Annotated in this window: 18 protein-coding genes; 12 read left to right on the top strand and 6 right to left on the bottom strand. The window is 43.9% G+C overall.

The annotated features are described in order from the left end of the window. The first annotated feature begins 44 nt into the window (after positions 1–44). Together AABK37_RS07155 and AABK37_RS07150 are read left to right on the top strand one after the other, a co-directional pair. Entirely contained in the window at positions 45–1,085 is a 1,041-nt protein-coding gene (locus tag AABK37_RS07155) for a mevalonate kinase family protein (protein ID WP_432550895.1), read from the top strand. Then, complete coding sequence (locus tag AABK37_RS07150) at positions 1,066–1,950, top strand: sugar phosphate nucleotidyltransferase (RefSeq protein WP_432550894.1); 885 nt, start codon at positions 1,066–1,068, stop codon at positions 1,948–1,950. The genes AABK37_RS07155 and AABK37_RS07150 overlap by 20 nt, the downstream gene beginning before the upstream one ends. A gap of 42 nt (positions 1,951–1,992) precedes the next feature. Here the strand turns inward: AABK37_RS07150 and AABK37_RS07145 are convergent, their stop codons facing one another. The 3 genes from AABK37_RS07145 to AABK37_RS07135 form a co-directional block, all read right to left on the bottom strand. Further along, positions 1,993–2,679 (bottom strand): DevA family ABC transporter ATP-binding protein, encoded by a 687-nt coding sequence (locus tag AABK37_RS07145; RefSeq protein WP_432550893.1) that lies wholly within the window; start codon positions 2,677–2,679, stop codon positions 1,993–1,995. A gap of 16 nt (positions 2,680–2,695) precedes the next feature. Beyond that, a complete protein-coding gene (devC, locus tag AABK37_RS07140; RefSeq protein ID WP_432550892.1) occupies positions 2,696–3,865 on the bottom strand; it encodes an ABC transporter permease DevC in 1,170 nt (389 codons plus the stop codon). A 190-nt stretch (positions 3,866–4,055) separates the two neighbouring features. Further along, positions 4,056–5,348, bottom strand: coding sequence for an HlyD family efflux transporter periplasmic adaptor subunit (locus AABK37_RS07135; RefSeq protein ID WP_432550891.1), 1,293 nt, complete (start codon positions 5,346–5,348; stop codon positions 4,056–4,058). 618 nt (positions 5,349–5,966) lie between these two features. On the opposite strand from AABK37_RS07135, the gene AABK37_RS07130 reads away from it, so the two are divergent. From AABK37_RS07130 to AABK37_RS07110, 5 genes are all read left to right on the top strand, one after another. Then, positions 5,967–6,488 carry a hypothetical protein gene (locus AABK37_RS07130; protein WP_432550890.1) on the top strand — a complete coding sequence of 174 codons (522 nt, stop codon included), beginning with the start codon at positions 5,967–5,969 and terminating at the stop codon, positions 6,486–6,488. Positions 6,489–6,878: 390 nt separating this feature from the next. Next, on the top strand, positions 6,879–8,660 hold the full coding sequence (locus AABK37_RS07125) for an NAD(P)/FAD-dependent oxidoreductase (RefSeq protein ID WP_432550889.1): 1,782 nt from the start codon (positions 6,879–6,881) through the stop codon (positions 8,658–8,660). 75 nt (positions 8,661–8,735) lie between these two features. Then, on the top strand, positions 8,736–16,271 hold the full coding sequence (locus AABK37_RS07120; RefSeq protein ID WP_432550888.1) for an SDR family NAD(P)-dependent oxidoreductase: 7,536 nt from the start codon (positions 8,736–8,738) through the stop codon (positions 16,269–16,271). A 185-nt stretch (positions 16,272–16,456) separates the two neighbouring features. Beyond that, a complete protein-coding gene (locus AABK37_RS07115) occupies positions 16,457–18,301 on the top strand; it encodes an NAD(P)/FAD-dependent oxidoreductase (RefSeq protein WP_432550887.1) in 1,845 nt (614 codons plus the stop codon). Between the two features lie 436 nt (positions 18,302–18,737). Next, positions 18,738–19,670, top strand: coding sequence for a PEP-CTERM sorting domain-containing protein (locus tag AABK37_RS07110; protein ID WP_432550886.1), 933 nt, complete (start codon positions 18,738–18,740; stop codon positions 19,668–19,670). 110 nt (positions 19,671–19,780) lie between these two features. On the opposite strand, the gene AABK37_RS07105 is transcribed toward AABK37_RS07110, so the two are convergent. Next, positions 19,781–20,575, bottom strand: coding sequence for a metallophosphoesterase family protein (locus tag AABK37_RS07105; protein ID WP_432550885.1), 795 nt, complete (start codon positions 20,573–20,575; stop codon positions 19,781–19,783). Positions 20,576–20,720: 145 nt separating this feature from the next. Continuing rightward, positions 20,721–21,743 carry a S66 peptidase family protein gene (locus AABK37_RS07100; protein ID WP_432550948.1) on the bottom strand — a complete coding sequence of 341 codons (1,023 nt, stop codon included), beginning with the start codon at positions 21,741–21,743 and terminating at the stop codon, positions 20,721–20,723. A gap of 285 nt (positions 21,744–22,028) precedes the next feature. Between AABK37_RS07100 and AABK37_RS07095 the strand changes: the two genes are divergently transcribed. From AABK37_RS07095 to AABK37_RS07080, 4 genes are all read left to right on the top strand, one after another. Next, positions 22,029–22,400 (top strand): Lin0512 family protein, encoded by a 372-nt coding sequence (locus AABK37_RS07095; RefSeq protein WP_432550884.1) that lies wholly within the window; start codon positions 22,029–22,031, stop codon positions 22,398–22,400. Positions 22,401–22,479: 79 nt separating this feature from the next. Next, positions 22,480–23,238 carry a DUF3598 family protein gene (locus tag AABK37_RS07090; RefSeq protein ID WP_432550883.1) on the top strand — a complete coding sequence of 253 codons (759 nt, stop codon included), beginning with the start codon at positions 22,480–22,482 and terminating at the stop codon, positions 23,236–23,238. A 135-nt stretch (positions 23,239–23,373) separates the two neighbouring features. Next, positions 23,374–24,189 (top strand): DUF3598 family protein, encoded by an 816-nt coding sequence (locus AABK37_RS07085; RefSeq protein ID WP_432550882.1) that lies wholly within the window; start codon positions 23,374–23,376, stop codon positions 24,187–24,189. 388 nt (positions 24,190–24,577) lie between these two features. Then, on the top strand, positions 24,578–24,916 hold the full coding sequence (locus AABK37_RS07080) for a hypothetical protein (protein WP_432550881.1): 339 nt from the start codon (positions 24,578–24,580) through the stop codon (positions 24,914–24,916). Positions 24,917–25,182: 266 nt separating this feature from the next. Here the strand turns inward: AABK37_RS07080 and bcp are convergent, their stop codons facing one another. Continuing rightward, positions 25,183–25,689: a thioredoxin-dependent thiol peroxidase gene (gene bcp / locus AABK37_RS07075; protein WP_432550880.1), complete on the bottom strand. Its 507-nt coding sequence runs from the start codon at positions 25,687–25,689 to the stop codon at positions 25,183–25,185. Positions 25,690–25,769: 80 nt separating this feature from the next. Between bcp and AABK37_RS07070 the strand changes: the two genes are divergently transcribed. Then, the gene (locus AABK37_RS07070) at positions 25,770–26,816 is read left to right on the top strand and encodes a zinc-dependent dehydrogenase (RefSeq protein ID WP_432550879.1); all 1,047 of its coding nucleotides are present in this window, start codon (positions 25,770–25,772) and stop codon (positions 26,814–26,816) included. Positions 26,817–26,955: the final 139 nt, after the last annotated feature.

Below are 26,955 nucleotides of genomic sequence, written 5' to 3'. Positions count from 1 at the left end.
CATACACTACACAGCAAATTTTGCATATTCCAGGGTGAAAAGCAATGAAAATTTTTGTTCCGGGACGCTTGTGTTTATTCGGTGAACACAGTGATTGGGCTGGAGGTTATCGCCGTATGAATCCGCAACTGAAAGCAGGCTGTACGCTGCTTGTAGGCACGAATCAGGGAATTTATGCCGAAGTGAAGCCTCACCCAGATTCGCTAATGCTACGCACATCTACTGAGAAAACGTTAATGCCGATGTCCAAGCAGGTTTTGCTGACTGAAGCGAAAAACGGCGGTTTTTTCAGTTATGCTGCTGGGGTTGCCTACCAATTGCTGACACACTTTCATGTGGGTGGAATAGAAATTGATAATTATTTTACAGATTTGCCGATTAAAAAAGGATTATCTTCAAGTGCGGCAATTTGCGTATTGGTGGCGAGGGCGTTTAATCAAGTGTATAACTTAAAAATGACGCAGCGGGGTGAGATGGAGTTTGCTTATCTGGGGGAAATTACGACACCTTCGCGTTGTGGACGGATGGATCAGGCTTGTGCTTATGGCGATCGCCCAATTACGATGATATTTGATGGCACTGATACTGATATCATTGAGCTTAATACTCCGCAGGATTTATTTTTTGTCATTGTAGACCTCGGTGCGGCTAAAAATACCCAAGAAATTCTTCGCAAGCTGAATGAGTGTTATCCCTTCGCCACGACCGAAGTAAGCGCGAATGTGCAAAAATATCTAGGTGAAATTAGTTATAAAATTACCCAAGCGGCAATTGATGCTTTGCAAAAAGGCGATGCTGAACAAATTGGTCTTTTGATGAAACAAGCACAAGCTGAATTTGACAAGCATCTCATACCCGCTTGTCCCCAACAGTTAACGGCTATTGTTTTGCACCAACTTCTTAATTATGAAGCAATTCAACCTTACATTTTTGGTGGTAAGGGCGTTGGTTCGCAAGGCGATGGTACTGCACAATTTATTGTCAAAGACAAGGAAAGTCAACAAAAAGTTATGGAAATAATTGAGCGTGACTTTCCGCAAATGCAATGTTTGCCACTGACTATTTATGCCAAAAAACAAAGTTAGAAAAGCTGTGATTCCGGCAGCTGGTTTCGGTACTCGTTTATTTCCGGCTACCAAAGTTGTGAAAAAAGAACTTTTCCCGATTATTGATAAAGATGGTAGGGCAAAGCCTGTAATTTTAGCGATTATTGAAGAAGCGATTAACGCTGGGATTGAAGAAGTTGCAATTGTGGTGCAACCAGAGGATAAGAAAACTTTTAAAACTTTATTTAAAAGACCACCAAAAGTAGAGCTTTTTGAAAAGCTTTCACCGCAAAATCAGAAATACAGCAAATATTTGGTAGATTTGGGTGATAGAATTACTATTTTAATCCAAGATAAACAAGAAGGCTACGGTCATGCAGTATATTCTGCAAAAGATTGGGTTAAAGATGAGCCGTTTCTGTTGATGTTAGGCGACCACATTTATGCATCTGATATTGGCAAATCGTGTGCGCGTCAAGTTTTAGATGTTTACGAACAAGTCAATCATAATGTGGTAGGATTGACGGCAATGCCAGCAGAGTTATTGCATAAACTTGGCTGTGTTACAGGCGTTTGGCAAGAGGATACGATACTTTCAGTTACACAAATATCTGAAAAACCTAGTATTGAATATGCACGTCAGCATCTGCATGTGGAAGGGATGGCAGATGATGAGTTTTTATGTATATTTGGGTTGTATGCACTCACACCAACAATTTTTGATTGTTTGGCGGAAGATATTAAAAATAATGTGCGCTTAAAGGGTGAGTTTCAGTTAACAACTTGCTTAGATAAGTTGCGGCAAAAAGAGAGGATGTCGGGTTATGTTGTTAAGGGTAGGTGTTTTGATACTGGGTTGCCAGATGCTTATTTGCAGACGATGATTGATTTTCGTAATTTATAAATTAAAAATTATATCTATAGTACAATAGCAGTAATAACAAACTTAATCGGCTGTTATGATGCTCAGGCGACCATCTTCCAAATGGATGATGCGATCGGCAATATCCAAAATGCGATTGTCGTGAGTCACTAGCAAGATAGTACATCCTTGTTCCTTAGCTAGACGCTGCATTAAGTCTACAATGTTTCGACCGGTCTTACTGTCTAATGCAGCAGTTGGCTCATCTGCTAAAATCAACTTAGGACGACTAACTAAGGCACGAGCGATCGCTACACGTTGTTTTTGTCCTCCCGAAAGGTTCTTCGGGTAATAGTTGACTCGTTCACCTAAACCAACTGTTTGGAGAATAACTTCAGATTTAGCACAGGCCTCTTGCTTACTAATATTTTCATGTAGCTCAATTGACATCTGCACATTCTGCCGAGCTGTCATAAATGGTAATAAATTATGAGCTTGAAAAATATAGCCAATCTCACGACGTACCTGTACTAGTTTCTCTTCATCGGCTCCATTCAGTTCTCTATCTAAACATCTAAGACTTCCATCTTGAACTGAGCGCAACCCACCAATCAACGAAAGTAAAGTAGTTTTCCCCGAACCAGATGGTCCTGTCATAATTACAATTTCACCAGAATTTATTTTCAAGTTAATGTCAAATAAAACCTGCTTTTTCAGTGATTCTTTGCCAAAGTGATGATTTAAATTACAAACAACTATAATAGGCTTCATAATAAGTACATGTAACCTAGAAAATATCAGCTGGATCTGCTGCTTTCAGCTTTCCTACTGCAATGACACCAGAAATAGAACACATGATGATTGTTGCTGTCAATACAAACACTGCTCTATTAACCGTCATAGCAATAGGTAGAAGCGTTGCTTGTTTAGTAAATTCATACTGGATGCAAGAGATAATAAACCCAGGTGTATAGCCTAAAATAGCAATCAACAAAGCTTGTTGTAAAACTACAAATAAGAGATATTTATGCCGATACCCCATTGCTTTAAGCATGGCGTACTCAGACAGATGTTCGGAAACATTGGTATAAAGAATTTGATAAACAACTACAATTCCGACAACAAGACCGAGAAAAACACCTAGATTGAAAATAAAACCAATTGCTGTACTGCTCTGCCAGTAATTATTTTCAAAGTCTATTAGTCCTTGCTTTGAGAGAACTTTAACATCTTTTGGTAAATATTCCTTGAGTTGATTGAGAAAATTATCAACATTTTTTCCTGGTTTTAATTTAATTAAACCGATATCGACAAATCCTTGTTGGCGATTACTGAATATTCGTAAAAAGTTGAGATGACTAGTTAGTAAATTTCCATCAGCACCAAAAGATGTTCCTAACTCAAATAACCCCATCACCTTGATTCTTCGATTTGAAGTCTGGTTACTAACTTCTACAGTTAAATTCCCTTGCTTTTTAAATTCTGAAACAATCGATCCAAATTCAGCTCTGGAATTTTGGTCAAACAAGACTACATCAGCAAGTTTGAGTTTATCTAAATTTTCAGTAACTCCGGGAAAATCAAAGACTTGATGCCTTAAATCGAATCCGATTACAAAAATATTGCGCCAATAATTTCTAGTTTGAGGATTTTTCCATTGAGCAAAATCTAAGTAAATTGGGCTAACAAAATCTACTTCTGGAAAGGCTAAAGCTTGTAACAAGCGACGCTCAGGCAAGCTTTGCATCGCAATTAAAGCTGTTGAGCGAGGACTAATTAAAAAGCAATCTCCTTTCAACCCTTGATGCAGGCGAACAGCACTATCAAATAAAGCATCTCTGAGACCTAGCTGCATAAAAATAATCACTACAGCAAAAATTACTCCTGATAAAGCTACAATTAAGCGAACTTTTTGGTATCTAAGTTGTAACCAAGCTGTAGGGAGTTTTTCAAACATAACAGTTATTTAAATGATTGCAAGCTATTACTTAATTAGGACTTACGCAAAAACTCTCTGCAACTCTTATTCCTTCGTGTCCTTTGCGTCCTTCGCGGTTCGTTTTTTCATGATTTTGCGTAAGTCCTGTTAATTTTGGATTAAGTGCGTTAGTAAGCATCTTCTATCGTCACCAAGAACGCTTGTATAGTTAACTCAAATCTGTTGTAATGACCACATCCACCTGTAAATTAGTTAAACCGGCTACTTGCTGAGTGTCTTTTGCATCTAGACGAATTTTAACCTCCACTACCCTGACATCAGCATCTGCGGTGGGGTCAGTACCTAAGACATCTTTTTTTCCAATCTGCAAACCAATCTCATCTACTGTTCCTTGCAATTCTCTAATTACTCCATCAGTTTTGATGGTCGCTCGTTGACCGATCCTGACGCGACTGATATCTGTTTCATAAACTTCTGCTCTTACATACATCTGATCTGTCTGACCTAGATCGGCAATTCCTTGATTGCTAACAAGTTCACCTGGTCGGGTATGAATTTTCAGAATTTGACCGACTGTAGGCGATCGCACATAAGCCAAAGCTAACTCTGCCTCAGCCCGTTTGACACCGGCTTGGGCATTTCCGAGGTCTGTTTGAGCAACTTGTACATCCACAGGACGGACCTCTGCAACTGCCTTAAGCGTCGCTCCCTCGGATTGGATCTGTCTTTCTTGGGTAGCGATTGTCCGGTTGAGGTTTGCTTTTGCCTCTTGGATCTGTTTGCCTCTACTGGTAACAATTCGGTTAAGATTAGCTTGAGCTTCAAGAAGCAGTTCTCGATTGGTTTCTTGTTTGAGGCAGCTGCTATCACGAGTTTGAGTGGAAACGGCTCCGTTTTGATACAACGACTGATAGCGCTGACAGTCAGCTTGGGCATTGCGTAATTCAGCATAGCTCCGGGCAACGGTCGCTTTTTGGGCACTTTTTTCTCCTTGTAACTGAGCCTCTAAGTTAGCAATAGTTGCTCGTTGAGTATTAATTTGCCCTTCTAACTCAGCTTTGGTGCCTTGGAATTTGGCATCCTGAGCCAAAATCGAAGCCGCTTTAGCTCCGGCTTTGACTTGCTCTAAACGCGCTTGAGATGCTCTAACTTGCTGTTGAGCTTGTTGGAGGGCAGCGACTAGGCGATCGCGACTATCCAGAATCGCCACGACTTGCCCTTTTTTAACTCTGTCTCCTCGTTTCACAAGCAGTTGGTCAACTCTTGCACCTTCAAGGAAAGCAGGGGCAGATAGATGAATTACTTCTCCTTTCGGTTCCAAGTACCCTAAAGCCGCAACAGCGTCAACAGGAGTTTGACTAACTGAGGATGTTGTTGCGGTGCGAGTAGTGGCTCGGAAATTTAACATAACATAAGTTGTAATTGCACCTGTTGCTACCGCAGCAACTAATAAAACAATCGCCCCCTGTCGTTTTGGTTTGAATAATAGCTGATATTTCATGTTTGCTTCTTCCGTAAATATTACGCTTTATTTATACGGGGTAAATCCTCAAGCAATCAGTAAACTATAATTTTTCATACTTGTTTATCAGAAAAAACCTACCTTATAGTTACTCTTTGAAAATCAAAATTTCGGTGTGGTCAAAACTCTCCGAAAGCCAGTCCCAAAGCTCAATTTATCACATGCATTCTCTACCCTCCTTGACAAACGTGCAGTTTTCTTAACTTATCACTGATGGGTACTTGGAAGTAATGCCCGTCAGTGCATTCGTATTTTTTAACACTTACCCAGAGCGTTTGCGTACTCGAATTCCGTACTTTTTTGAGCGATGTTGCAATATTTATTATAAAACGAGCAGGAAATCGGCACTTATGGAACTAGGTGCAGACAATCCAGGCTCATGAATTGATGACATTTCCGCTTCATCAATAACTTGATCGTGGATTGTAGGATTCCCTTTATCAAGCTGCCTGGGAGGTTAAGGTTTTTCTCTCAAGCACAGAACAAACAGTGAATTATGTTGTCAATCACCTACTGATAGTTGTTATTGATTTGACTTAGTTATAAAGTTAACTTTCCAGTTAATATATTTATGTACTTTTAAACGGGTATTTGAGAATGAAAACTCGTAATACTTTTGTTACGTTAACTATTTGTGTACTGTTGGCACTCACAACTACTTTCTTCGTGAATCTGCACAAAGTCTCAGCTCGACCCATAACCGATTGTCGCAAATTTGTGACAGGCACGTACCTCACGACAAACTCTGGTGACCTCGGTCCGTTTCGTGCGATTACAACATACACCCAAGATGGCAACTTTTTTTTCAGTGCTTCAAATCAAGTTGTCCCGATCCAAGGCAGCGATTCGCTCAGACCACTCTATGGTCTTGTACACGGTAGTTGGAAGTGTAGCTCAGATAGAGAGGTTACTGGCACGACACTTAACTTCAATTACCCAACAGCGACGGTACCCAGCACCATTAGTAAAACTGATTTTCGTGCGACGTTTGATCCGAAAGCTCAAACAGTGCAAGGAACAGTAACAATTAAAAATTTCGATCTAGACGCAAATCCCCTCGTAGATGATGCCCCGGAAGTGGGGACATTCACTTTCACGGGGCAGCGTGTAAAACCCTGACAATAATACATTTCACCGCCACTACCACCGCTAAAAGATGGCATGCTAGTCTTTAAAGCTGCCAGGTGTGCCATCACAACGATCGCAAAACTTGTTGTTACTAGCTAAAAGTCACCTTTTTTACTTAATTTATAAATATTTATTTGTGCTTTTACTTCAATAAATTTTTCAAAAAAAGTAATTTTGGAAACACGAAATCATTTAATACTTAAGTACTCAATTAAACTTAGAGTCCTGTGGCGCTATGCGTGTTGTATGCGATCGCCAAATTGCGATAAATATCAACTTCATAACCCGCAACTTAAGTTAAGATATATGTAGTATTAAAAAATCTTGTTTAATCTGTGGAAGCTCTTAACTCTAATTAAATGAAGTAACTAAGAGAAGCTAATGTATAGCACAAACCTGCAAGATTATGATGTCGTCATCATGGGCGCGGGATTTGCAGGCAACTGCCAAGCCCGACACCTCATGCTCAACATCCCAAATATTAAGGTCGCTTTAATCGACCCCCGTTCTGAAGATCGGACGGAGAAAGACATGAAACTTGGCGAGTCAATGGTCGAAGTTGCTGCTCTTTTTCTCTGCAAAGAGTTGGGCCTCCATGATTACTTAATTGAAAACCACCCACCTAAGTCTGGGCTAAACTTCCACTGGTCTAAAAATCCAGCCATAACCGAAACTCTCGACGATTACTATCACGTCTGGTCTAATCGACAGACCCCCATTGCTTCGTTTCACCTCAATCGAGCCAAACTAGAGCAGGATCTGCTCAAGATGAATAAGGAGATGGGGGCAGTTTTTTATAAAGGTCGTGTAGTCGATGTCGCTCTAACCCCAAAGGACGCTCTCAAGACTGTCAAAATCAAAATTGGTAGTGAAGATATAGAGCTGACGGCTAAACATGTCGTTGATGCATCTGGCAGTAAGTTCATCATTGGGCGCAAGACTGACAATCTCCTCTTTGGTTCAGAAAACCTCCTCGGGCTAAACAACGGTACAGCATGGGTGTGGGTGAAAAACGTCGATCGCAACATCTTTCACGAAGGGTACGATCCGACCGGAGCATCCAGCAGCCACTACTACGCCACTAATCATTGGTTTGGGCAAGGTCACTGGTTGTGGATGATTCCCACCGATCAAGAATCAATGGAACTCTCAGTAGGCATAATGCACCATCATGATGTTATCCCCTCTGAGCGCATCAATACCTTAGACAAGTTTTATGAGTTCTTGAAGGCTAATCACAAACTTCTCTATAAGCTTGTCACTAGTGGAGAGAACATAGACTTTCATTATCGATCGCGAGTCGCCCACACCAGTAAAACCATGTTCTCCCCCGATAATTGGTACGTGATTGGCGATGCAGCCTACATCTTCGATGCCTTTTACTCCTATGGGACGACCACGATCGCGTTTGCCGTTGAGAGTGTAACAGAAATTATCCGAGCCAAGCTGGCAGGCGAGGCAGACGTCGAGAAGAAGCGGTCTGCGTATAACAACTTCAACCTTACATACGCACGAACTGTCAACTGCCTTTACCGTGGTCATGACAAGCAACTGGGTCATGCAAGCGTCATGAGCTGGCGCATCTACTTTGAGTATATGTGGTGGTTCAGCGTGCATGTGCCCATGTTCATTGGCAAATGGCATTTAGACCCAACATTTATCCGCAGGTACGTAAAAATTGCCAACAGCAATGTAGATGGAATCTTCGCTGATTTGTGCAAACAATTCAACCAACTGGTAGATCGTGGTGCCAACATTGGGCTAATGGACTGCTACCGAGCGGATCAGTTGATTGGAGGTTATTACACGCTCAAACACTTCGATAACTTTTTGGAGAACTCAAAATTTGAGCCGAAGCGTTGCAATGTCTTTGCAGGGATGAAGCACGGCTACTTTTACATTGCCTTGTGGTATGTGATGTTCCAGTGGAAAGGCTTTGGTCTTGCTGGCGTGCTGGCTTTGCAACATCTCTACTACTTTTTGAGAATGTTGACACTATCGGTTTTAGCTGCTGTGGGCGAGTTGATCTACTGGTACAAAACCAGAGGTGTTCCTGCGAACAGTCAAGTAAAAAATATGCATCAAGAGTTCAAAAGCTATCAATACCAGGCTAAATTGCAGCCGTGGATCGAGAACGTAACTGAGCTACCTTTAGAATCCTAGAGTTCTCACTGCGAGCGAATTTAAGAGCTATTTAATACCGGGCTAAACCGCAGTACCAGATTAAAGGTGTCGAAAATGACTATCAATGAGCAACCTGCTGACAATATTTCGCAAAGTTCGCAGCGCCAGATGGTAAGTGAGTTACATGACCCAATTGCAGTCGTTGGTATAGGTTGTTGGTATCCAGGATCTCAAGGACCTCAACAGCTTTGGGAAAATATTTTGGCACGGCGTCGCGAGTTTCGCCGGATACCAAATGTCCGGTTCCCACTTGAGGATTACTATGACTCAGATCCAGAAGCAGTGGACAAGACATACGGCCAGCGTGCAGCTCTGATTGATGGTTTTGTGTTTGACTGGGCTAAGAAGCGTATTCCGCAACGTACATACATGTGTACAGATATCGCCCAATGGCTGGCACTGGACGTAGCTGCTGCGGCGCTGGAGGACGCGGGTTACACGCGATCGGGGGGGCACGATCGCACAGGGGTTATTCTGGGCAATACCCTTACCGGCGAGTGGACCCGTTCCAACTCGATGCGGTTGCGCTGGCCCTTCGTGCGGCGATCGCTTCTTGCCGCTGCCAGTGTTAGGGGACTCTCAGCAAGTCAGAAGGAAGAACTTGTGACAACGATGGAGGAATTCTATAAGTCAGTCTTCCCACCAACTACTGAAGATACACTTGCTGGTGGTCTGTCCAACACCATTGCTGGTCGAATTTGCAACTACTTTGACTTTCACGGTGGTGGCTACACTGTGGATGGAGCCTGCTCCTCATCGCTAATAGCAATATCTACCGCAGCAAACTACCTGGCTAACAAAGATTTGGACATGGCCCTGGCAGGAGGTGTCGATATCAGTTTAGACACCTTTGAACTGATTGGTTTTGCCAAGACTGGCGCTCTGACTAAAGGCGACATGCATGTTTACGATCGCCGCGCCAGTGGCTTCTTGCCCGGTGAGGGTTGTGGGTTTGTAGTGCTGAAAAGACTATCAGATGCACGTATCGCAGGCAACACCGTCTACGCAGTCATCCGGGGCTGGGGAATTTCCTCAGATGGTAAGGGAGGAATCACCGCACCCAGCGCTCAAGGGCAGACCATTGCCATTCGACGTGCCTATATCCGGGCTGGGTACAGTCCCCACACACTGGATTTTGTCGAAGGTCATGGAACTGGCACCCCAGTGGGCGACAAGACCGAGTTGGAGGCACTGGCAGCGGCGCTCCAGACAGACACAGCAGCTGAGAAAACCTGCGGAATTACCTCATTAAAATCCATTATCGGGCATACTAAAGCAGCTGCTGGTGTCGGGGCTTTTATTAAAGCGGCGATCGCAGCTAATCGGCGCGTTTTGCCTCCCACTGCTGGCTGCACGCAGCCGAACCAGAGCTTTGATACTACTGCACGAGTTTTATACCCAATTCTGCTGGGAAAAATTGAGGAACCGACCAAAACACTGCGCGTCGGGGTATCCGCTATGGGATTTGGCGGTATCAATTGCCACGTCACTATAGAATCTGGCGATGCGCCTTCGCGATCGCTAGCACCAGCTTTGGAGGAACGTGCGCTTCTCGTCTCCAATCAAGCGAGTGAAGTTTTCGTGTTTGGTGCAGTATCTGTCTTGGAGCTTTTGAACAAAGTACAAGCACTCATAGAAATAGCCGAGCAGTTGAGCTTGGGCGACCTCGTAGACCTGGCAGCACATTTAGGTCAGGAAATTTCTGATGCACCTGTACGCGCGGCAGTGGTGGCTGGTACACCGGATACACTTAGCGATCGCCTTGTGGCACTAGCAGCACTTCTACAAAAGAATCCTCCCACAGAGGGAGAAGTGAGGACGAATCAACAGCGAGACATCTGGGTTGGCAACCGCGTTCAGAAGAACCGCCTGGGATTCTTGATGCCCGGTCAAGGCTCCCAGCAACTCTTAATGGCAAGAGTGTTGGTCGAGCGGTACGCTTGGGCAAGGGAAATCGTGGCTCAAGCAGACCAGTGGATTTCACTCTCAGGTGGAGAACCTATTTCCTCTACAATCTTCCGCCCACTAGACCAGGCATCTGATTCAGAGGTTGACAGGTGGCAGCGCACACTCGCCGAGACTCAGGTAGCACAACCAGCCATTTGTTTAGCATCAATACTCTACGCACGCTACCTTGCAAATCTAGGTATTCAACCCTCAGTGGTGGGAGGGCATAGCCTGGGCGAACTAACTGCGTTTCACTTGGCTGGAGCCTTCGATGAAGCCAACCTTTTGAAGTTAGCTACACAAAGAGGGCGGGCAATGATGGCATCAGCCGCACAGCCTGGGGCTATGGTGAGTCTCGCCTGTACAAGACAACAAGCAGAGACGCTGGTTAATCGCGCGTCCGGTTACGTAGTAGTTGCTAACATTAATAGCCCACGTCAGATTGTTGTCTCTGGGGAAGAGCAGGCAGTTCTGGAAGTGATGAAGTTGGCAACTGAGCAGGGAATGACTGCGAAGCGGCTACGGGTTTCCAACGCTTTCCATTCTCGGCAAATGACGGCAGCAGCAGAGCAGATTAGTCAGAGCGAGTACGTGCCCCAAGTGCTGGGTAAAACTGATTTACAAATCATCTCTAGTATGCATGGTGCTGCCGTTGTGAGTGGAATCAACTTGCGGCAGCATTTCTCTTCTCAAATGCTTGCCCAGGTAGACTTTGTTCGCCTTGTAGAGCAAATGCAGCAAGCGTGCGATCTGATGATTGAGGTCGGTCCAGGCAGTGTGCTCTCCGGGTTGGTAAAGGACATACTCGGTCAGGAGAATGCTTGCCTTCCTATTGCCTCGCAGCCAAACTGCGATCGCGATCTGAACGCGGTACTTGCATCTACTTTCGTTCATGGAGTAGAGGTCAACTGGACTGCACTTTATAATGGTCGGCTCGTCCGTCCTTTCCTGCCAGCAACAAAGCGTTTGTTCATAGAGAATCCCTGCGAACGCCCTTTTATTTCGACCACTGGTTTAACCCTAGACCCCGCCTTATTCCGAGCAGTAGCGCCAGCCAAACCAAATCCTGCTCCTACGTTACTGACTTCTACAATGATGCCGTCAATGAACGGCAAAACAGTCACCCAGGTGGAACTACTATCGGAGCTAGTGGCAAAACGCACTGGATATCCATTAGATACAGTCTCCCCGGATTCTAGACTGCTGGACGATTTGAACCTCGACTCGATTAAAGCAGCAGATTTAGTAGCCACCGCCGCCAAGCAGGTTGGAGTGGAAGGTAAGCTTGATTCTTCCCAGTTTGCGAATGCAACAATTGCAGATATAGCTACAGCAATCAACGAAGCCCAAGAGGTATATTCGGAATCTTCTATATCTACACCCACTTCTGGTAGCAAGATTGACAGCACTTCCAACTGGGTGCGTAACTTTTCTATCGAGTACGTACCCAAAGAGGCTCCGCAACGCAAGCAAGAAGATTGGCAAAGTGCGAATGTTCTGATTGTAGCGGATAGCGAACAGGATGAAGTGGTGAAAGCATTACGCGAGCAGCTATTATCAGTTGGTGCAGACGTTAAGACAGTTAGTTACAGTACGCTACTGCAACGCGGGTTTACAGATAGTTTCTCCCACAAAATTGCTGTACTACCACAAACGATTTCTGCAAATACAAATGCGCCCATACCTCTATCCCAGATAGTGGCACGGCTTTTGAGCATAGCTACCCTACCAAAGACAGAGGCTGGATCTAATCGGAAATCTTGTGTGGCATACGTGCAGTTTGGCGGTGGTGACTTCGGTCAAACTAGAAAAATAGTGCCAGAAATGTGTTGTGCAGCTGCTTTTGCACGCAGCCTGCACCACGAGCAACCAGATATTCGTGTCCGCGTTATCGATCTCTGTGATACGATTGAGCCTGTTCGTGCTGCATCTGTGATTGTTTGCGAGTTATCAGGAACGAAGCCATGTACTACAGTTGGCTACAGTGCTGAAGGAGTGCGCTTGGAGCCTCAAGCTCGCCTTCAACAGCCGATCGCATATCGGCGGCGATCGCTAACCTGGTCAGCACAGGATGTGATTTTAGTCATCGGCGGTGCCAAAGGAATTACCGCTGAGTGTGCGCTGGCTGTTGCCCGCACTACGGGGGCACAACTCGCCTTAGTTGGTAGTTCGCCTTGTGGCAACGACAACGAGGTAGCACGCACCCTTGAGCGTTTCCAAAATGCAGGTCTGACCTGTCGCTATTACTCTTGCAACATTACTGACTCTTGTGCAGTTGCAGAGCTAGTCGCCACAGTCACGGCTGAACTTGGGTCAATCACCGCCGTGGTGCATGGTGCAGGAATCAACAAGCCACGTCGCATTGAACAAGTGAGTGTTGAAGATGCCGTGGCTGAGGTGTCGCCGAAGCTACTGGGAGCATACAATCTCTTCCAAGCTTTGGCACCGGCTCCCCCACGGCTGTTTATTGGGTTTACTTCAATCATTGGCGTAACTGGAATGCCTGGAAATGCCTGGTACGCATTTTCTAACGAGTTACTAGACCTGATGCTTCGCCGTTTTGCCAGCGATCGCCCAGAAATGGCTGTGCAAGCGATCGCTTACAGTGTGTGGGACGACGTTGGCATGGCAGCCCGTATGGGCAGTGTAAAAAACTTGGCTCAGATGGGAATTAAAGCTATCCCGGTCGAAGAAGGTGTCCGTCGCTTCCTACAACTGTTTTCAGGCGATCCGGGCGCAAAGCAAGTGGTGGTAGCCGCGCGGTTGGGAGGATTAGATACTTGGTCGCCCATCACCCTACCATCGGCTACTGGATTGCGTTTCGTACAACAGGTGTGCTACTGTGAGCCGGGAGTGGAACTCCAGGTTCGTACTCGTGTGACTTTGGCAGCAGACCTCTACGTGCAGGAACATGTGTATCGCGGCTCTTACCTATTCCCAACAGTTTTTGGTCTAGAGGCAATGGCACAAGCCACTGCCTATGTTACTGGCGAGCAACAGCCGTCTATTGTGCGGATTGAGGATATATCTTTAGATCGCCCAGTAGTCGTCGATCCGATCAAAGGAGTGGAAATCGAGATACATGCCGAAGTGATGGAGATGAATGCCCAAGGAGAAAGACGAGTTAAAGTCGGCATTCGCACTGAACAAACTGGTTTTGCCGCTGACCACTTTGCAGCGACTATAGTTTTAGGTGAGTTAGTGGTGGGAGAAGTAGCAGCACCTGAACTGGGTGAAGCGCTTGATATAGATCCCAAGACGGATCTCTACGGAAATCTGCTCTTCCAAGGTCCGCGCTTTCAAAGGATCGAGTCACTTTTCACACTTGCTGAAAATAAGTGTGTATTCCAATCCTACGCACAAGCAGCTACTGAATTAAGTTCGGACTTTGCGTCCGGGCTTGGCAGCGACCTCGTGCTAGGAGATCCTTACTTTAGAGATGTTCTGCTCCAGTCGATGCAACTGACCGTTCCGCAAGATACCTGCTTGCCGATATACATCGAAAAGATTGAATTGTTCCGCAGCCCAAGTTCGGATTGTGGCTCTAGGGTGGTCACCGCACTGCTCCAACAGCGAGAAGATCGCGAGTATATTGGTGAGGCGATCGCCACTTCAAAGCAGGGATACGTGGTGGAGCGGTTGACCGGCTATCGGCTACGCATTCTCGAAGAACATCCGGAGAACCCGACGGCAGTCGAGCTGGCAAAACCAGAAGCACGCGATGAGAGTTACCTCCGCCATGTTTTGCAGACCACCTGCAAGGCTTTGGGGTTGAGCCAGCCAGCCGTCGCTCTGGGAATACCTAACCTGCAAGGCAAGAATCGGGAGCAACGGCGCCAGCAGCAGCGCCCGATCGTTGCCCGTGCATTACAGGCGCAGCTAGCGTTACCCTCACAAGAGGATCTCGTGTTTGAAATTGAGACTCTACCATCGGGAAAACCGATGTTTTCAGGAGCTATAGCAGCTGAACTCAACTTATCGTTGTCCCACGACGATCGCTACTGCCTGTGTGTCGTCGGCTCAACTCCCCAAGGGTGTGACATCGAACCGATTGCCCATCGCCCTGCGGATAACTGGAGTGCGCTTCTTAGTATGTCTCGTAACTCAGTAGTAGAAGATTTGGTACGAGGAGGCGAACCACGCGATCGCGCTGCGACTCGTATCTGGTCGGCATTGGAAGCCGTCAGGAAGGCATTCAATGACTCAGATCCACAGTTTGTGGTTGAAAAGCAACAATCAGATGCAGTGCTTTTGCGGACACAGACATTACCAGGTACTTACTTCGTTCTTACCCTACCTATCAAGCTGACACGCGGTTCAGAGCGGATGGTGGCTGTGATCGTATCCGAGCAGCCGAAGAACGTACTATTGGAGCGTCAGACCTCTATTGAAGAAAGAGACAAGGGGACAAGGGGACAAGGAGACAAGGGGAGAAATCAGGTGGGGTTTGAATCGCCATCTGATTTAAGTCCACCAAAAGGTGGTGGGGGTGTTAAACCTTTGGGCGTTGCCGCACGACTTGGAAATGGGGAGACAATTCCCCAAGTCTCCTTGTCTCCCCATCCCCTTGTCCTCTTCGATAACGAGGTCGCTCAAAGTCTCGCACACAACCACAGAGTACGCTACACCGACGATGGACCGCAAGGGCAACCAGTTTACGAACAGCGTTTTCAAGTTTCTTTCAAGGACAGTGCCAGCATCAGTCGTCGCGTGTCCTTTTCTCAATACATCTCCTGGATAGGAAAGATTCGCGAACTCCCGATGGAGAGTATTGCCCCACACTTGCTATCGGATTTCCGCAACGAATGGGGAATGGTGACTAATGCAGTTAGTCTCCGGGTTTTGGGAGAAGCCACATCCTACGACATCATTCAGGCTCGATGCTGGATGGGAAATGTTGTTGGCTCCTCCTTTGACACTTATATTGAGTTTTGCAAAGTGCTGCCAGACAATTCTCTGGAGCGGTTAGCGCTAGGCGAGGTAAAAGCAACTTGGGTGCGTCTGGTTAGCTATGGCGTTCCCTCTCCCAGGTCATTTCCGCAATACCTTGAAGAGTACCTTAATCAATTTTCTGCCAAGAAACCAGCTACCCTCGACCTTAAGAACCCTGCCACGCTTAACCTATCACCGCTACCCGCCAGCCTTTCACAACTAGAATTAGGTCAGGTAGTATACGATACTCCTCCAGGACCTAGTGGTGGCAAGGTACTGCGAACCGAGACCTTTCAGACTACGCTTGAAGAATCGAACTTAGTGGGCAACGTCTACTACGGAAACTACTTTATTTGGCAGGGGCGAGTTCGAGACCTTTTCTTGTACTCCATAGCACCTGAATACTTGCGAGTTTCTGAGCCGCAGGGCGAAATGATTTGCTTGTACAGCCGAATGGACTATTTACGAGAGGCAATGCCTTTCGATCGCATTCGTGTTATTCTCTCTGTACAATCGGTATTTACGTGTGGAGCTATATTCAGCTTCGAGTTCTTCCGAGAGCAGCCAGATGGTCAGATGCAGAAGTTGCAGGTAGGGCAACAAGAAGTGGTGTGGGTTCAGCGACTCGCCGATCAAACTCCTATCGCTCATTCATGGCCAGAGGTAGTGATGAATTCTCTTTTAGAAAGGCGATCGCAAGTTAGCACATGACTACTTTCTTCCCGCTACAAGATTACCTATCTTCTTTCTCTTCTTCCTTTGTGTACTTCGTGTCTTTGCGGTTCGTTAAATAGGTATTTTTCGAGCAGGAAGGGACTAATTAATAGATAAGTTGGTGTCTGGAAAAATCAAACGTGATGCCCCAAAAATTTAGTTAATTTATAACGGAGCTAGCTATGTACACTACCCAGTTGCAATATGATGTGGTCATTATGGGTGCCGGATTTGCAGGTAACTGCCAAGCCCGACACCTCCTGCTCAACATCCCTAATATTAAAGTTGCCCTAATTGATCCGCGATCGGAAGAACGAACAGACAAGGACTTAAAACTTGGTGAGTCAACTATCGAAGTCGCCGCTCTTTTCCTGACTAAGGAGTTAGGACTTAGCGAGTACATGATTGAAAATCATCCACCCAAGTCTGGGCTAAACTTCCATTGGGCTAAAAACCCAGCTAAAACGGAAACTACTGACGACTACTATCATGTGTGGTCCAATCGGCAAGTACCTATACCCTCTTTTCAGTTTAACCGAGCCAAGCTGGAGCGGGATTTGCTCAAGATGAACAAGAAAATGGGGGTTGCTTTCTACAACGGTCGTGTAGTGGATGTAGATTTAACCGCAGGCGACGCTATTAAGACGGTTAAAGTTAAACTAGGCAGCGAGGAAATAGAACTTAAGGCTAAACATGTCATTGATGCTGCGGGACGTAGATTTATAATTGGGCATAAGACCGACAATGTAATTTTCGGTTCAGAAAATCTCTTTGGACTCAACAACGGCTCGGCATGGGTACGTGTTAAAAATGTTGACCGTACTATCTTCCATAGCGGTTATGACCCAACAGGTGCTTCGACCAGCCATTACTATGCCACCAATCACTGGTTTGGTCAAGGTCACTGGTTGTGGATGATTCCAACTGACAAAAAATCGATGGAGTTGTCAATTGGAGTGATGCACCATCATGACGTTATACCTGCTAACCAGATTAATACTCAGAAAAAGTTCTACTCATTCTTAAAGGCTAACCACAACATTCTCTACAAAATTGTCAGCAGTAGTGATAACGTTGACTTCCACTACTTGCCGAGAACAGCACATACCAGTAAGGTCATGTTTTCCCCAGATAACTGGTATGTGATTGGAGATGCAGCTTACATCTTTGACGCTTTCTATTCCTATGGAACAACGACCGTTGCCTTTGCGATTGAAAGTGTAACTGAAATTATTCGTGCCCAACTAGCGGGTGAAGCAGAAGTTGAGAAAAAACGGGCTGCCTACAACGATTTTAACCTTGCCTTAGCACGAAGTGTCAACTGCCTATACCGCAATCACTCCAAACAACTTGGTCACGCAAGCGTTATGAGCTGGCGCATCTACTTTGAATATATGTGGTGGTTTGGAGTACAGGTGCCGATGTATATAGGCAAATGGCATTTAGATTTAACATTTATCCCTATATACTTGAAGACCCTAAATAGCAATACAGATGGGCTATTCGCTGAATTGTACGAACAGTTTAACCAGCTAGTTGAGCGGGGTGCAAACATCGGGCTTATGGATTGCTACCGGGCGGATCAGCTAATTGGAGGCTACCATACGCTGAAGCACTTTGATAACTTCTTGGAAAACACCAAATTTGAACCAAGGCGGTGTAATGTCTTTGCAGGCTTGAAACATACCTGCTTCTACGCTGCCTTGTGGTATGCCATGTTCCAGTGGAAGGGTTTTGGTCTTGCTGGACTACTAGCTCCACGACACCTTTACCACTTTTTCCGACTACTGGCGTTATCGAGCCAAGGTGCAGTGGGCGAACTAGTCTATCGCTACAAGACCAAAGGTCTTCCGGACAACAGTCAAGTTGAGAAGATGCGACAAGAGTTCAAGAGCTATAAATATCAGGCTGAGTTGCAACCTTGGGTTCAGGGTGGAGTTGAGCTATCAGTACAAGACCAGTCTTCCCAACAACAGTTAGATCGCGAAGATGCGCCAAAACCTCAAGAGCTATCAATATCAAGCTAGATATATAGCAGTCCTATTTGATAGGTAAAACTTATTAACCGCGAACGCGAGTGCGTGTCCATAAGGACATAGACGCTCATAGCAAGGAAGAAACACAGAAGAGAGAATTTTACAAATGATGCGCGGATTGCTATAGTAGCCTTGAAAAAATTGGGGGTGAGGGCAGAATGGTACAAATGCACTCATTGGGATACTCCCACTGACCGTAGTCTCAGGATATAACGGCTCGTGACATCAATGGTAAAATTCAACACCACATATGATATTGTGTAGACAAGTATGACGAAGTAACGTAGATTTTAAATCGTGCATTGAAGTAATGCATATAGCAGAAGATAAAGATTTCTGACTTGATTTAACATCTTTGTTGCGATCTAATGTATTTTCAGATCGCTGCTTGCAATCAAATAGAGATTCGTTGTTGAGGATAATAGTTATGGTTTTCAGTTTTCTTCTTAGTCCGCTCCTTGGCTTTCAGATTTTGCCGCCCCCACCAAACGATTATTCGCATAGAGTTGATTTTTCTGGCTCCATTTTAAATAATCAGGGGCTTGTTGCTTATCAGGGCTTAGACCCCTCTGCCGTAAATTTTGGTCATTCCGGAGGTGCCAAAAATGCTGTAAATATAGGCTCTCCCTACTATGTAACTGGTCGAGAGGGAAGTCCGGAAATACCTTCACCTGGTGCTACTAGATCGGCGGATGTAACTGGACTTAATAATTTTCCTTTCCTTAGTCAATACCTGGAGAATAACAATATTCCGCTAAATAGTATTGGTTTTGGTCTCAAACAAAAAGAAGGTCGCAGTTTTGAGCAAACTTGGAATTTAGGTAATAATATTTTGGGTGAAGATTGGTATGCTAGTCCAGATTCAACTATTGAGGAAAATATTTATAAAGCAAATCCTGATGACGTAGAGTGGGGGCTTTATTACAACCAAACCAAAATCGTTGATTTTGGTTATACTGATATCTACGTAGCTGTTGACTTCGGTCCTACAACGTCTTTTTTGGATGATACTAGTTTTAACTTTACTAACCCAGTTCCAGCAACAAAGTCGGTTGGTTTAGACCAATTACAAGGGGGGTTAGCCGATGCTTTTTTGCAAGATGTCAAAAATGCTGGTGGAAAGGTTAGAGTATCATCTAGCGCCCCTGTCACTTTGGAAACAGTTAGACTAGCAATTAGCGATAAATACGCAATGCGAGTTTTTTCATTTGCAGGATCTATTCAAGCAGTTAAAGCAGTACCTGAACCATCTTCACAATTAGGAATTTTTGCTTTTGGGGTTTTAGGTGCCGCTTTTTGGCTCAGAAAAAAACACAAAATAGCCAGTTGCAAAAAGAGAACACTCACTCTTAAAAACTAAGGTACTGATAGCCATTGCTTTAGTAATCGCTAATTTTTAAAGTTTCAAAGAATGATTTGTAGTCAGCACATAACGTGCTTTTAAGCGAGTACAGCGCTTACTACGAAGGATTAATTAACTCTGAGAACTACTGCGCGAGTGTCTACGTTTAAAACTTGTACTCTTTTGGGTAAGGTGGTCATGGGGATTTTCCAATGAGAATGACCGCATATTACTAGTAAGTCTCTTGCTGTTGCTAGTTCGGCACGTATGGATTCGTTCCCCATCAATTTCGCTTCTGCATCATTGGGTCCTTCATGGAGAATTAAAATATTTGGTAATTCTTTGACGATATCTTTGATGGCTTTTCTAAAGTCTTTTTCTAAACGTCGAAAAGGCTTATTGCTTTTGCCAATAATGCCGGAAATGCCAGCGATGCGAATATCATCTATAGAAATAGTATTGCCATCTAAGTAGTGTATCCCACGCTGGTTTTGAAATTCGATGATGTTTTCTGGGTTTTTGCCGAAACTGTCGTGATTTCCTCCTACTCCAGCTACCCAACGAAAACGACTGCTGAAAGCTTGCCAAACTTCACGCACATCTCCTACACCACCGCGCTTGTCTATTTTGGCGTAAAAGTCGCCTGCTAAAATAATTCCTGTTGTTTTTGGCGGTGGAATTTTTCCCTGTTCAGCTAATATTTCTAGTTCTTCGGCGACAAGATGACCAAGAAGGCGTTGGTTATTTGGATCTCTTCCTTGTAAATCGCTTGTGGCAATTATTGCTTCTAAACCCGGTGGTAATGAGTCAACTTGTGCTGGTAAAATGGGCAGAACTTTATCAACCATCCCGGCACCACTGGATGCGGCGGTTATGAATGGTATTTGATGAATAGGATGGTTGGAAATATAGTTGATCCGCATTTTTTTGATTGATTAAGCTGTCAGCAGTCGAAAGGAAAAATGCAAATAGTGCGGGACTGGGGACTAGGGACTGGGCATTAGAAACTAGGTAAGAGGGTTATTTATAATAACTAATCGCCAATACATCATTTTTGTTTTTATATTTCTATGTGACAGCAGACTCTAACATTTTTATTGTCCCAGCATTGGCATCTATTTCAACTTCTGTGCCTACTGGCAAGGTAAATTTATCCTTAATATGACCAATCATTGAACCGTACCAAGCAGGAATGCCTAAAGGAAGTATATGCTGTTGCAATACTTGCATTAAAGTAAATGAAGGTTCATCCCCTAGATTACAATTAGTGCATTGCCCAAAGATAAAGCCAGCTATTTGATTAAGAATTCCCGCGTTTTTTAATTGAGTTAGCATTCGATCTACACGATAAACATCCTCGCCTACTTCTTCCACAAATAAAATACTTTTATAACATGAAGGTAAGTAAGGCGACCCAACCATTGCGGATATTACTGACAAGTTCCCACCAACTAGTTTACCTCTAGCCTTTCCTGGGGCTATGACCTGCATTTTTCCTTCTTCAGTGTGCAAATTTTTCATTGTCACAGCTTCAGCGTTAAATAGGATGCGCTTGACGTAATTTACCGCAAACTCGTTCCAGGTAGATGTAGCAACAGGACCGTGAAATGTCACAATTTTACTGCGGGCGTTTATTGCTAACAACAGCGATGTAATATCACTGTACCCCATTAAGATTTTCGGATTGGAGCCGATGCGGATGTAGTCAAGTAGAGGTAAAATCCGATTGCAACCCCAACCACCGCGCATGGCAATAATCGCTTTGACAGATTTATCTGCAAACATGGTGTTGACATCAAAAGCGCGATCGCTATCTTTTCCTGCCAAATAGCCATAACGATCTAAAATATGCTTTCCTAACTTGACTTTTAACCCTAACTGTGTATTTATCGCTTGCTTCGCTGATTCGACATCTTTAAGCTCAACGATACCCGCAGGGCTAATCAATCCTACCGTATCACCCACTTGCAGGCGCGGTGGTTTGAGTATGGTGTTTGGCGATCGCTTACCTTGGGCTATAAGCGGTTGCATCTGGGTAGCTAAGGCAGCTAACCCAAAGGTGGTGAGAAATTGGCGGCGATTTATGCTCATGATGGCAGTTATAGTAACATTTGCCACCAATATTCCCCAAGCGCAAATTAAGAATTACGCTTTGTTATGAGAAAGTTATGGCATTTATTAAGGAAAGAACGTTACCAATATTTAATAAGATTATTAAAGCATTATGTTCAATTTCTATTTGAAAACTGCATAAGTTTATTTTGTGACGGGAACAATTCCTGAAAGCTTTGGAGAGTGAAAAATTCATTTTTTTCAATTTGTAGAAATTGACCATCATCGCGATCGCTATTAAATTTTGAATAATTTGAGGTAACTGTGGCACGCAAACGCTTGATTATTGAGATGGGGATGGGGATAGATCAGCACGGACAAGAACCGACAATAGCAGCGGCGAGGGCTGTCAGGAATGCGATCGCTCACAATGCTTTGCCTGGTGTTTGGGAAATCGCTGGTTTAAGCGATCCAGATGAAATGATTGTGGAAGTACAAGTAGCAGTCCCTTACCCCGAACAAGTGCGAGAAGAAAAAGTACTAGCTGTACTGCCCTTTGGTCGCAAAACTCTCACCGTGGAATCTGGGGGTATGATTGTGCAAGGACGGGCAATTCCCTCACTCAATGATAAAAATGACGAAATGTTGATCGCTGTGGCATCTGTGACAGTTTTAATTGACACTGAACAGGGCTGACGCACTCTTTAATCTGTGAAAAGTGCATAATTTGATGTTGTTGACACCCATGAATAATGTAAAAGAATGTAAAACGATAATGGATAATATAAATACCGATACAATACCACAACTACAAAATTGGAATAATTTCTGTCACTATCATGCCAACAGCGACTGGCATGGTATTTGGACTATATATACTCCTAATGGACAAGAAATTGAATCTTTTCAATGTGTCAGAAGTTTTCACGTTAGTGAAGATGGAAGTGAAATAAATCACCAAAATCACTATATTTACCCAGATGGGACAAAGGAGACGAAAACTTTTGGACCCTATAAAAAACCGATTACCAGAGCATTATTTTTAGACAACAGCTTTTCTTGGGGATCTACAAAAATAGAATCAAGCTCAAATTTTGGTTTTGAGACAGGTTTTAGGTATAAAGATAGGCGTGTCAGTGTCGCTATTATCTATGGCGATCGCGCCAGTTTAGAAAATATTACAGTCATTAGCGAACATTTATCAACTTTCGCATCGGCGATTAGTGATATTGCAAAAGAGTTAAACGGTAGCTGGGAAGGAACAGGTAAAACAATGACACCAGATTGGATAGTATCATCCCCCGTAGCAACCTCATTTAATAAACTAGAAAATTTCCGTGATGACTACCAAATTTTACATTTATTAAATGGTATTTCTATCGCTTGCCCTCACAAAATAGAAACTGGAAAAGAGTTTGTTGCAATAATTGATTGGCTGGTGAATCCTGATTTATTACAACGCGGCATCCGCAAGTATGACGCATCTGGTTTTATAAGTTTCACTCTGGAAACATTTAATATCACCGCTTGCTAAGGCAGTGTTTAATCTGTCAAAAGTGCATAATTTGATGTTGCTGACATCTATCAAAAATGTATAAGGAAAGCTCTACCAGTTTAACTTACTTATACACAATTTAATGCTTTTGTCAATATTTTGGGTTGAAAAAATATGAATTTACAAGATAAAAACTGGGAAAATTTATTTGGAGATATCACGACTGAAGGTATTTCTTGGCACGGAATATGGACTAGGTATTCCCCAGACAAAGAAATCATTACATCCTTTAAAGCCGTGAGAAGATTTCAGGCTAATGAAGATCAAACCGTTATTACTCACACCAATAAATATACAAACTCCGACGGCACAGAGGAAGAAATAATCTGGCATATTGAAAAGCAAACTTGTAGCCAGCCTGATGGAGTAATTCATCCAGCACTTTTATCTACGAGGGTAGTGTCCTTTGGTAAGGATAAGAATGCCCTGGTATCAAAAAAACTGGAAGCTGGAAAAAAAATTGCTGCGGAATTATTTTTTAGATATCAAGATTGGCGAACTGGTGTAGCTATTATCTATGCTGAGAGTGGCGAGTTGGAGAGAATTACGATAATTCGCGAGCATCTAAATAGCTTTCCTAATACACCAGCCAAAGCAGAAATAGAAAAGTTGCCTAGATGGAGCGGACGAAAAGAGTATCTAAATAGTGATTTACAAATATCGGCTTCAGCAGAAAATCAAGAGCTTGTGTTAGATCCAACCGAAGGAAAAAATAAGACGATATCTCTACCAGATGGTATTGTTGTGAATGTGCCTGAAATGGTAAATATTGGTGAAGAATTTGAATTAGTAGCGGCAAAATTAGTTGCAAAAAACGAGTATCAAAGGCTGACTGCTAAATATGATAATTCGGGAGCATTCGCGATGTTGATTTCCGAAGTTTTTAGCCTAGAAGATGAAGCAGAAGGTAAAATTAAAAATCCACTGTAAGTAATACCAAGACGATCAGAACGCATGTCTGAAAACACCTAAAAGTTGCGATTATCGGTGCTGGACTGGGGGGTTTAGCAGTGGCGATCGCACTCCACAAACAAAATATCAATTTGCGACCGATTCGAGCCAGTCTGACTCTTTTGCCCAACGGTTTGAAGAAGGATGGAGGCGATTGCACCCGGTATCGTCGAAACTTTGATCAAAGCAGGTAGCCCAACTCACATGGTGAACTTGCAAAAAAGCATCGGCAGTTAAGCAGAGTTTGAAGATTGGCTTTATAATTACAAATTATTCTAACAGCTTTGGGTTAAAATATTAAGTATTGAGGTAAGAATCTCTGGCAGTAAGTTTTATCAACGACTAATCACCATTACGCAGAGTGAGTATGTCTCAAAACAATGATGAATTACTCCAGATCCAGAAGCTAGCTGAACTTAAACCGAAGCATTTCGCTGATTTAGTTAGAGCTGCACAATTAATTTACGATCCGACAGCGGGACTTTCTGGTAGACATTTAAAAGTTAACTGGCAAGATTTCGGTATTCCTTTGGATGTCGTGGACAATCTGAAATCACTTGGTCAACAGTATCAATATGCATCTCCCCATGTACCAGTTGAAATTGTTTGGAGTCAATTAACTCCAGAAACTCGTATTTGGTTTGTGGAAAATAAAGATAGATTGTGGCAGTTTGAGGAAGCTTTTCCGGCACTTGATGAAGATTAGGTGTAGGGTGCGCTCTTGACATTCGTTAAGAGCGCACCTGACAATGATTTTATGTTTAATTTGGTTAAACTACTTATATCAAATTCGTTGGGGTCAGGATTATATTTTTTTAACGCAAAGGTGCGCGGAGGGTAACGCGGAGGTGAATCAGTCGGCGGGGTCGGTTTCCGTCCCGTCGAACTGATGAACCCGAAGGGTACGCGGAGTTTTAAGAGGAGGATATTTATTTATTCAATTGAAACCAAAATTGATATTACAATTTAAGTTTAAGGTGCTGACAATTCTCGCAATTTAGTTAAGACTTGTTCAGCATGATTTTTTGGTTTAACAATTGACCACGTATAGGCAATGATTCTATCAGGTGAAATTAAAAAAGTTGACCGCGCTACACCCATATATTCTTTGCCCATAAATTTCTTCAATCGCCAAGCGCCATAAAGTTCTGCTAAATGATGTTCTTGGTCGCTTAATAAGGTGATTGACAAGTTATGTTTGTTAATAAATCGACAATGAGATTTACCAGAATCTGTGCTAACTCCTAATATTTTGGCTTTCAGTTGATTGAATTGTTGGTTATACTCAGTAAAGTCTTTCGCTTCAACAGTACAACCAGGTGTGTCATCTTTGGGGTAAAAGTAAAGCACAACCCATCGATCGGAGAAATCAGTGAGGCTAAGTTGATTGTCGTCTTGGTCTAGTGCGGTGAATAATGGTGCTAGTTGTCCGGGTTGGGGAATGTTGTTCTGTGAATTGGGCGATCGCAGTGGTTCCATAAATTAAAAATATCGCAACTTCTGGCTCAAAGAACGCTTCTAATGTTAAATCTAGTATCGTTGAGCGATAAAAAATCAACGTGAAAGCACAGGTATTTAGAGGCGTTAATCAACTCTCTTACGAAGATATCCCAGTTCCAGAACTCTCACCGGATGAAGTTTTGGTACAAGTGCGGGTAGTCGGGTTGTGTCAGTCGGATATCAAAAAGATTCGCTATCCGCTATATGAACCACCGCGCATCTTTGGACATGAAACGGCAGGAACGATCGCCGCAGTCGGTAATGAAGTGAAAAATTGGCAAGTAGGACAACGGGTGGCAGTAATGCACCACATCCCTTGTATGCGTTGTGCGTACTGCCTCAATGATAATTTCTCAATGTGCGATGTTTACAAAAACATTTCCACCACAGCCGGGTTTAACGCTAGTGGGGGTGGTTTTGCGGAGTATGTCAAGGTTCCCGGTCATATTGTGCGATCGGGTGGATTGATTTTGATTCCTGATAATATAAGCTTTGAAGAAGCAAGTTTTGTAGAACCGACTAACTGCTGTTTGAAAGCGGTAAAAAAAGCTCAGATTATTCCCGGTCAAACAGTTTTGGTTACTGGTGCAGGACCTATTGGGCTAATGTTTGTTATGTTGGTGAAGTATTTCGGAGCAAAAGCGATCGCCACTGACTTACTGCCCTCTAGAATTGAAAAAGCTTTAAATGTCGGTGCAGAAGCCGCATTTGATGCCCGCGATCCCGATTTACCTGCTAAAATTCAAGCACTAACCGATGGTATGGGTGTTGATGTCACCTTGCTAGCGGTTCCCAGTGATAAAGCTTTCTTTCAAGCTCTTGATTGTACCCGCAAAGGTGGAAAAATCGTCTTTTTCGCCGAGTTTCCCGATGAAATGGAAATTCCCATTAACCCGAACATTCTCTATCGCCGCGAGATTGACTTGATGGGCAGTTATAGTTCATCATATCGCCTGCAAAGCCTAGCAACTGATATAGTGTTTAATCGACGCATCGACGTATCCGCATTAATTAGCGATCGCTATCCCCTACAAAAATTATCTCAAGCTGTAGAAATTGCGATCGCACCCACCCCGGAAACGTACAAGATTTTGATTTATCCCTAGTTTTGGAAGGAGACAAGGAGACAGGGAAGACAGGGAGACAAGGGGACAAGGAGACAAGGAGACAAGGAGAATTCAAAATTTAATACTCTCCCCCTCCCCCCCCTCTCCTTGCCCCCCCCTCTCCCCCCCCCCCCCCCCC

This window comes from Tolypothrix sp. VBCCA 56010 (genome assembly GCF_050875635.1).
In the GTDB taxonomy this organism is placed as follows: Bacteria; Cyanobacteriota; Cyanobacteriia; order Cyanobacteriales; family Nostocaceae; genus Hassallia.
The sequence above is the reverse complement of the archived record's forward strand: the minus strand, read 5'-3'. Positions and strand labels throughout refer to the sequence as shown.

Excerpts from the sequence above, each read along its gene's own strand:
- AABK37_RS07110 (WP_432550886.1), top strand. The coding sequence starts at position 18,738 with ATGGTTTTCAGTTTTCTTCTTAGTCCGCTCCTTGGCTTTCAGATTTTG.
- AABK37_RS07155 (WP_432550895.1), top strand. The coding sequence starts at position 45 with ATGAAAATTTTTGTTCCGGGACGCTTGTGTTTATTCGGTGAACACAGT.
- AABK37_RS07115 (WP_432550887.1), top strand. The coding sequence starts at position 16,457 with ATGTACACTACCCAGTTGCAATATGATGTGGTCATTATGGGTGCCGGA.
- bcp (WP_432550880.1), bottom strand. The coding sequence starts at position 25,689 with ATGGAACCACTGCGATCGCCCAATTCACAGAACAACATTCCCCAACCC.
- AABK37_RS07100 (WP_432550948.1), bottom strand. The coding sequence starts at position 21,743 with ATGAGCATAAATCGCCGCCAATTTCTCACCACCTTTGGGTTAGCTGCC.
- AABK37_RS07080 (WP_432550881.1), top strand. The coding sequence starts at position 24,578 with ATGTCTCAAAACAATGATGAATTACTCCAGATCCAGAAGCTAGCTGAA.
- AABK37_RS07145 (WP_432550893.1), bottom strand. The coding sequence starts at position 2,679 with ATGAAGCCTATTATAGTTGTTTGTAATTTAAATCATCACTTTGGCAAA.
- AABK37_RS07105 (WP_432550885.1), bottom strand. The coding sequence starts at position 20,575 with ATGCGGATCAACTATATTTCCAACCATCCTATTCATCAAATACCATTC.
- AABK37_RS07120 (WP_432550888.1), top strand. The coding sequence starts at position 8,736 with ATGACTATCAATGAGCAACCTGCTGACAATATTTCGCAAAGTTCGCAG.
- AABK37_RS07090 (WP_432550883.1), top strand. The coding sequence starts at position 22,480 with ATGGATAATATAAATACCGATACAATACCACAACTACAAAATTGGAAT.
- AABK37_RS07125 (WP_432550889.1), top strand. The coding sequence starts at position 6,879 with ATGTATAGCACAAACCTGCAAGATTATGATGTCGTCATCATGGGCGCG.
- devC (WP_432550892.1), bottom strand. The coding sequence starts at position 3,865 with ATGTTTGAAAAACTCCCTACAGCTTGGTTACAACTTAGATACCAAAAA.
- AABK37_RS07135 (WP_432550891.1), bottom strand. The coding sequence starts at position 5,348 with ATGAAATATCAGCTATTATTCAAACCAAAACGACAGGGGGCGATTGTT.
- AABK37_RS07130 (WP_432550890.1), top strand. The coding sequence starts at position 5,967 with ATGAAAACTCGTAATACTTTTGTTACGTTAACTATTTGTGTACTGTTG.
- AABK37_RS07085 (WP_432550882.1), top strand. The coding sequence starts at position 23,374 with ATGAATTTACAAGATAAAAACTGGGAAAATTTATTTGGAGATATCACG.
- AABK37_RS07150 (WP_432550894.1), top strand. The coding sequence starts at position 1,066 with ATGCCAAAAAACAAAGTTAGAAAAGCTGTGATTCCGGCAGCTGGTTTC.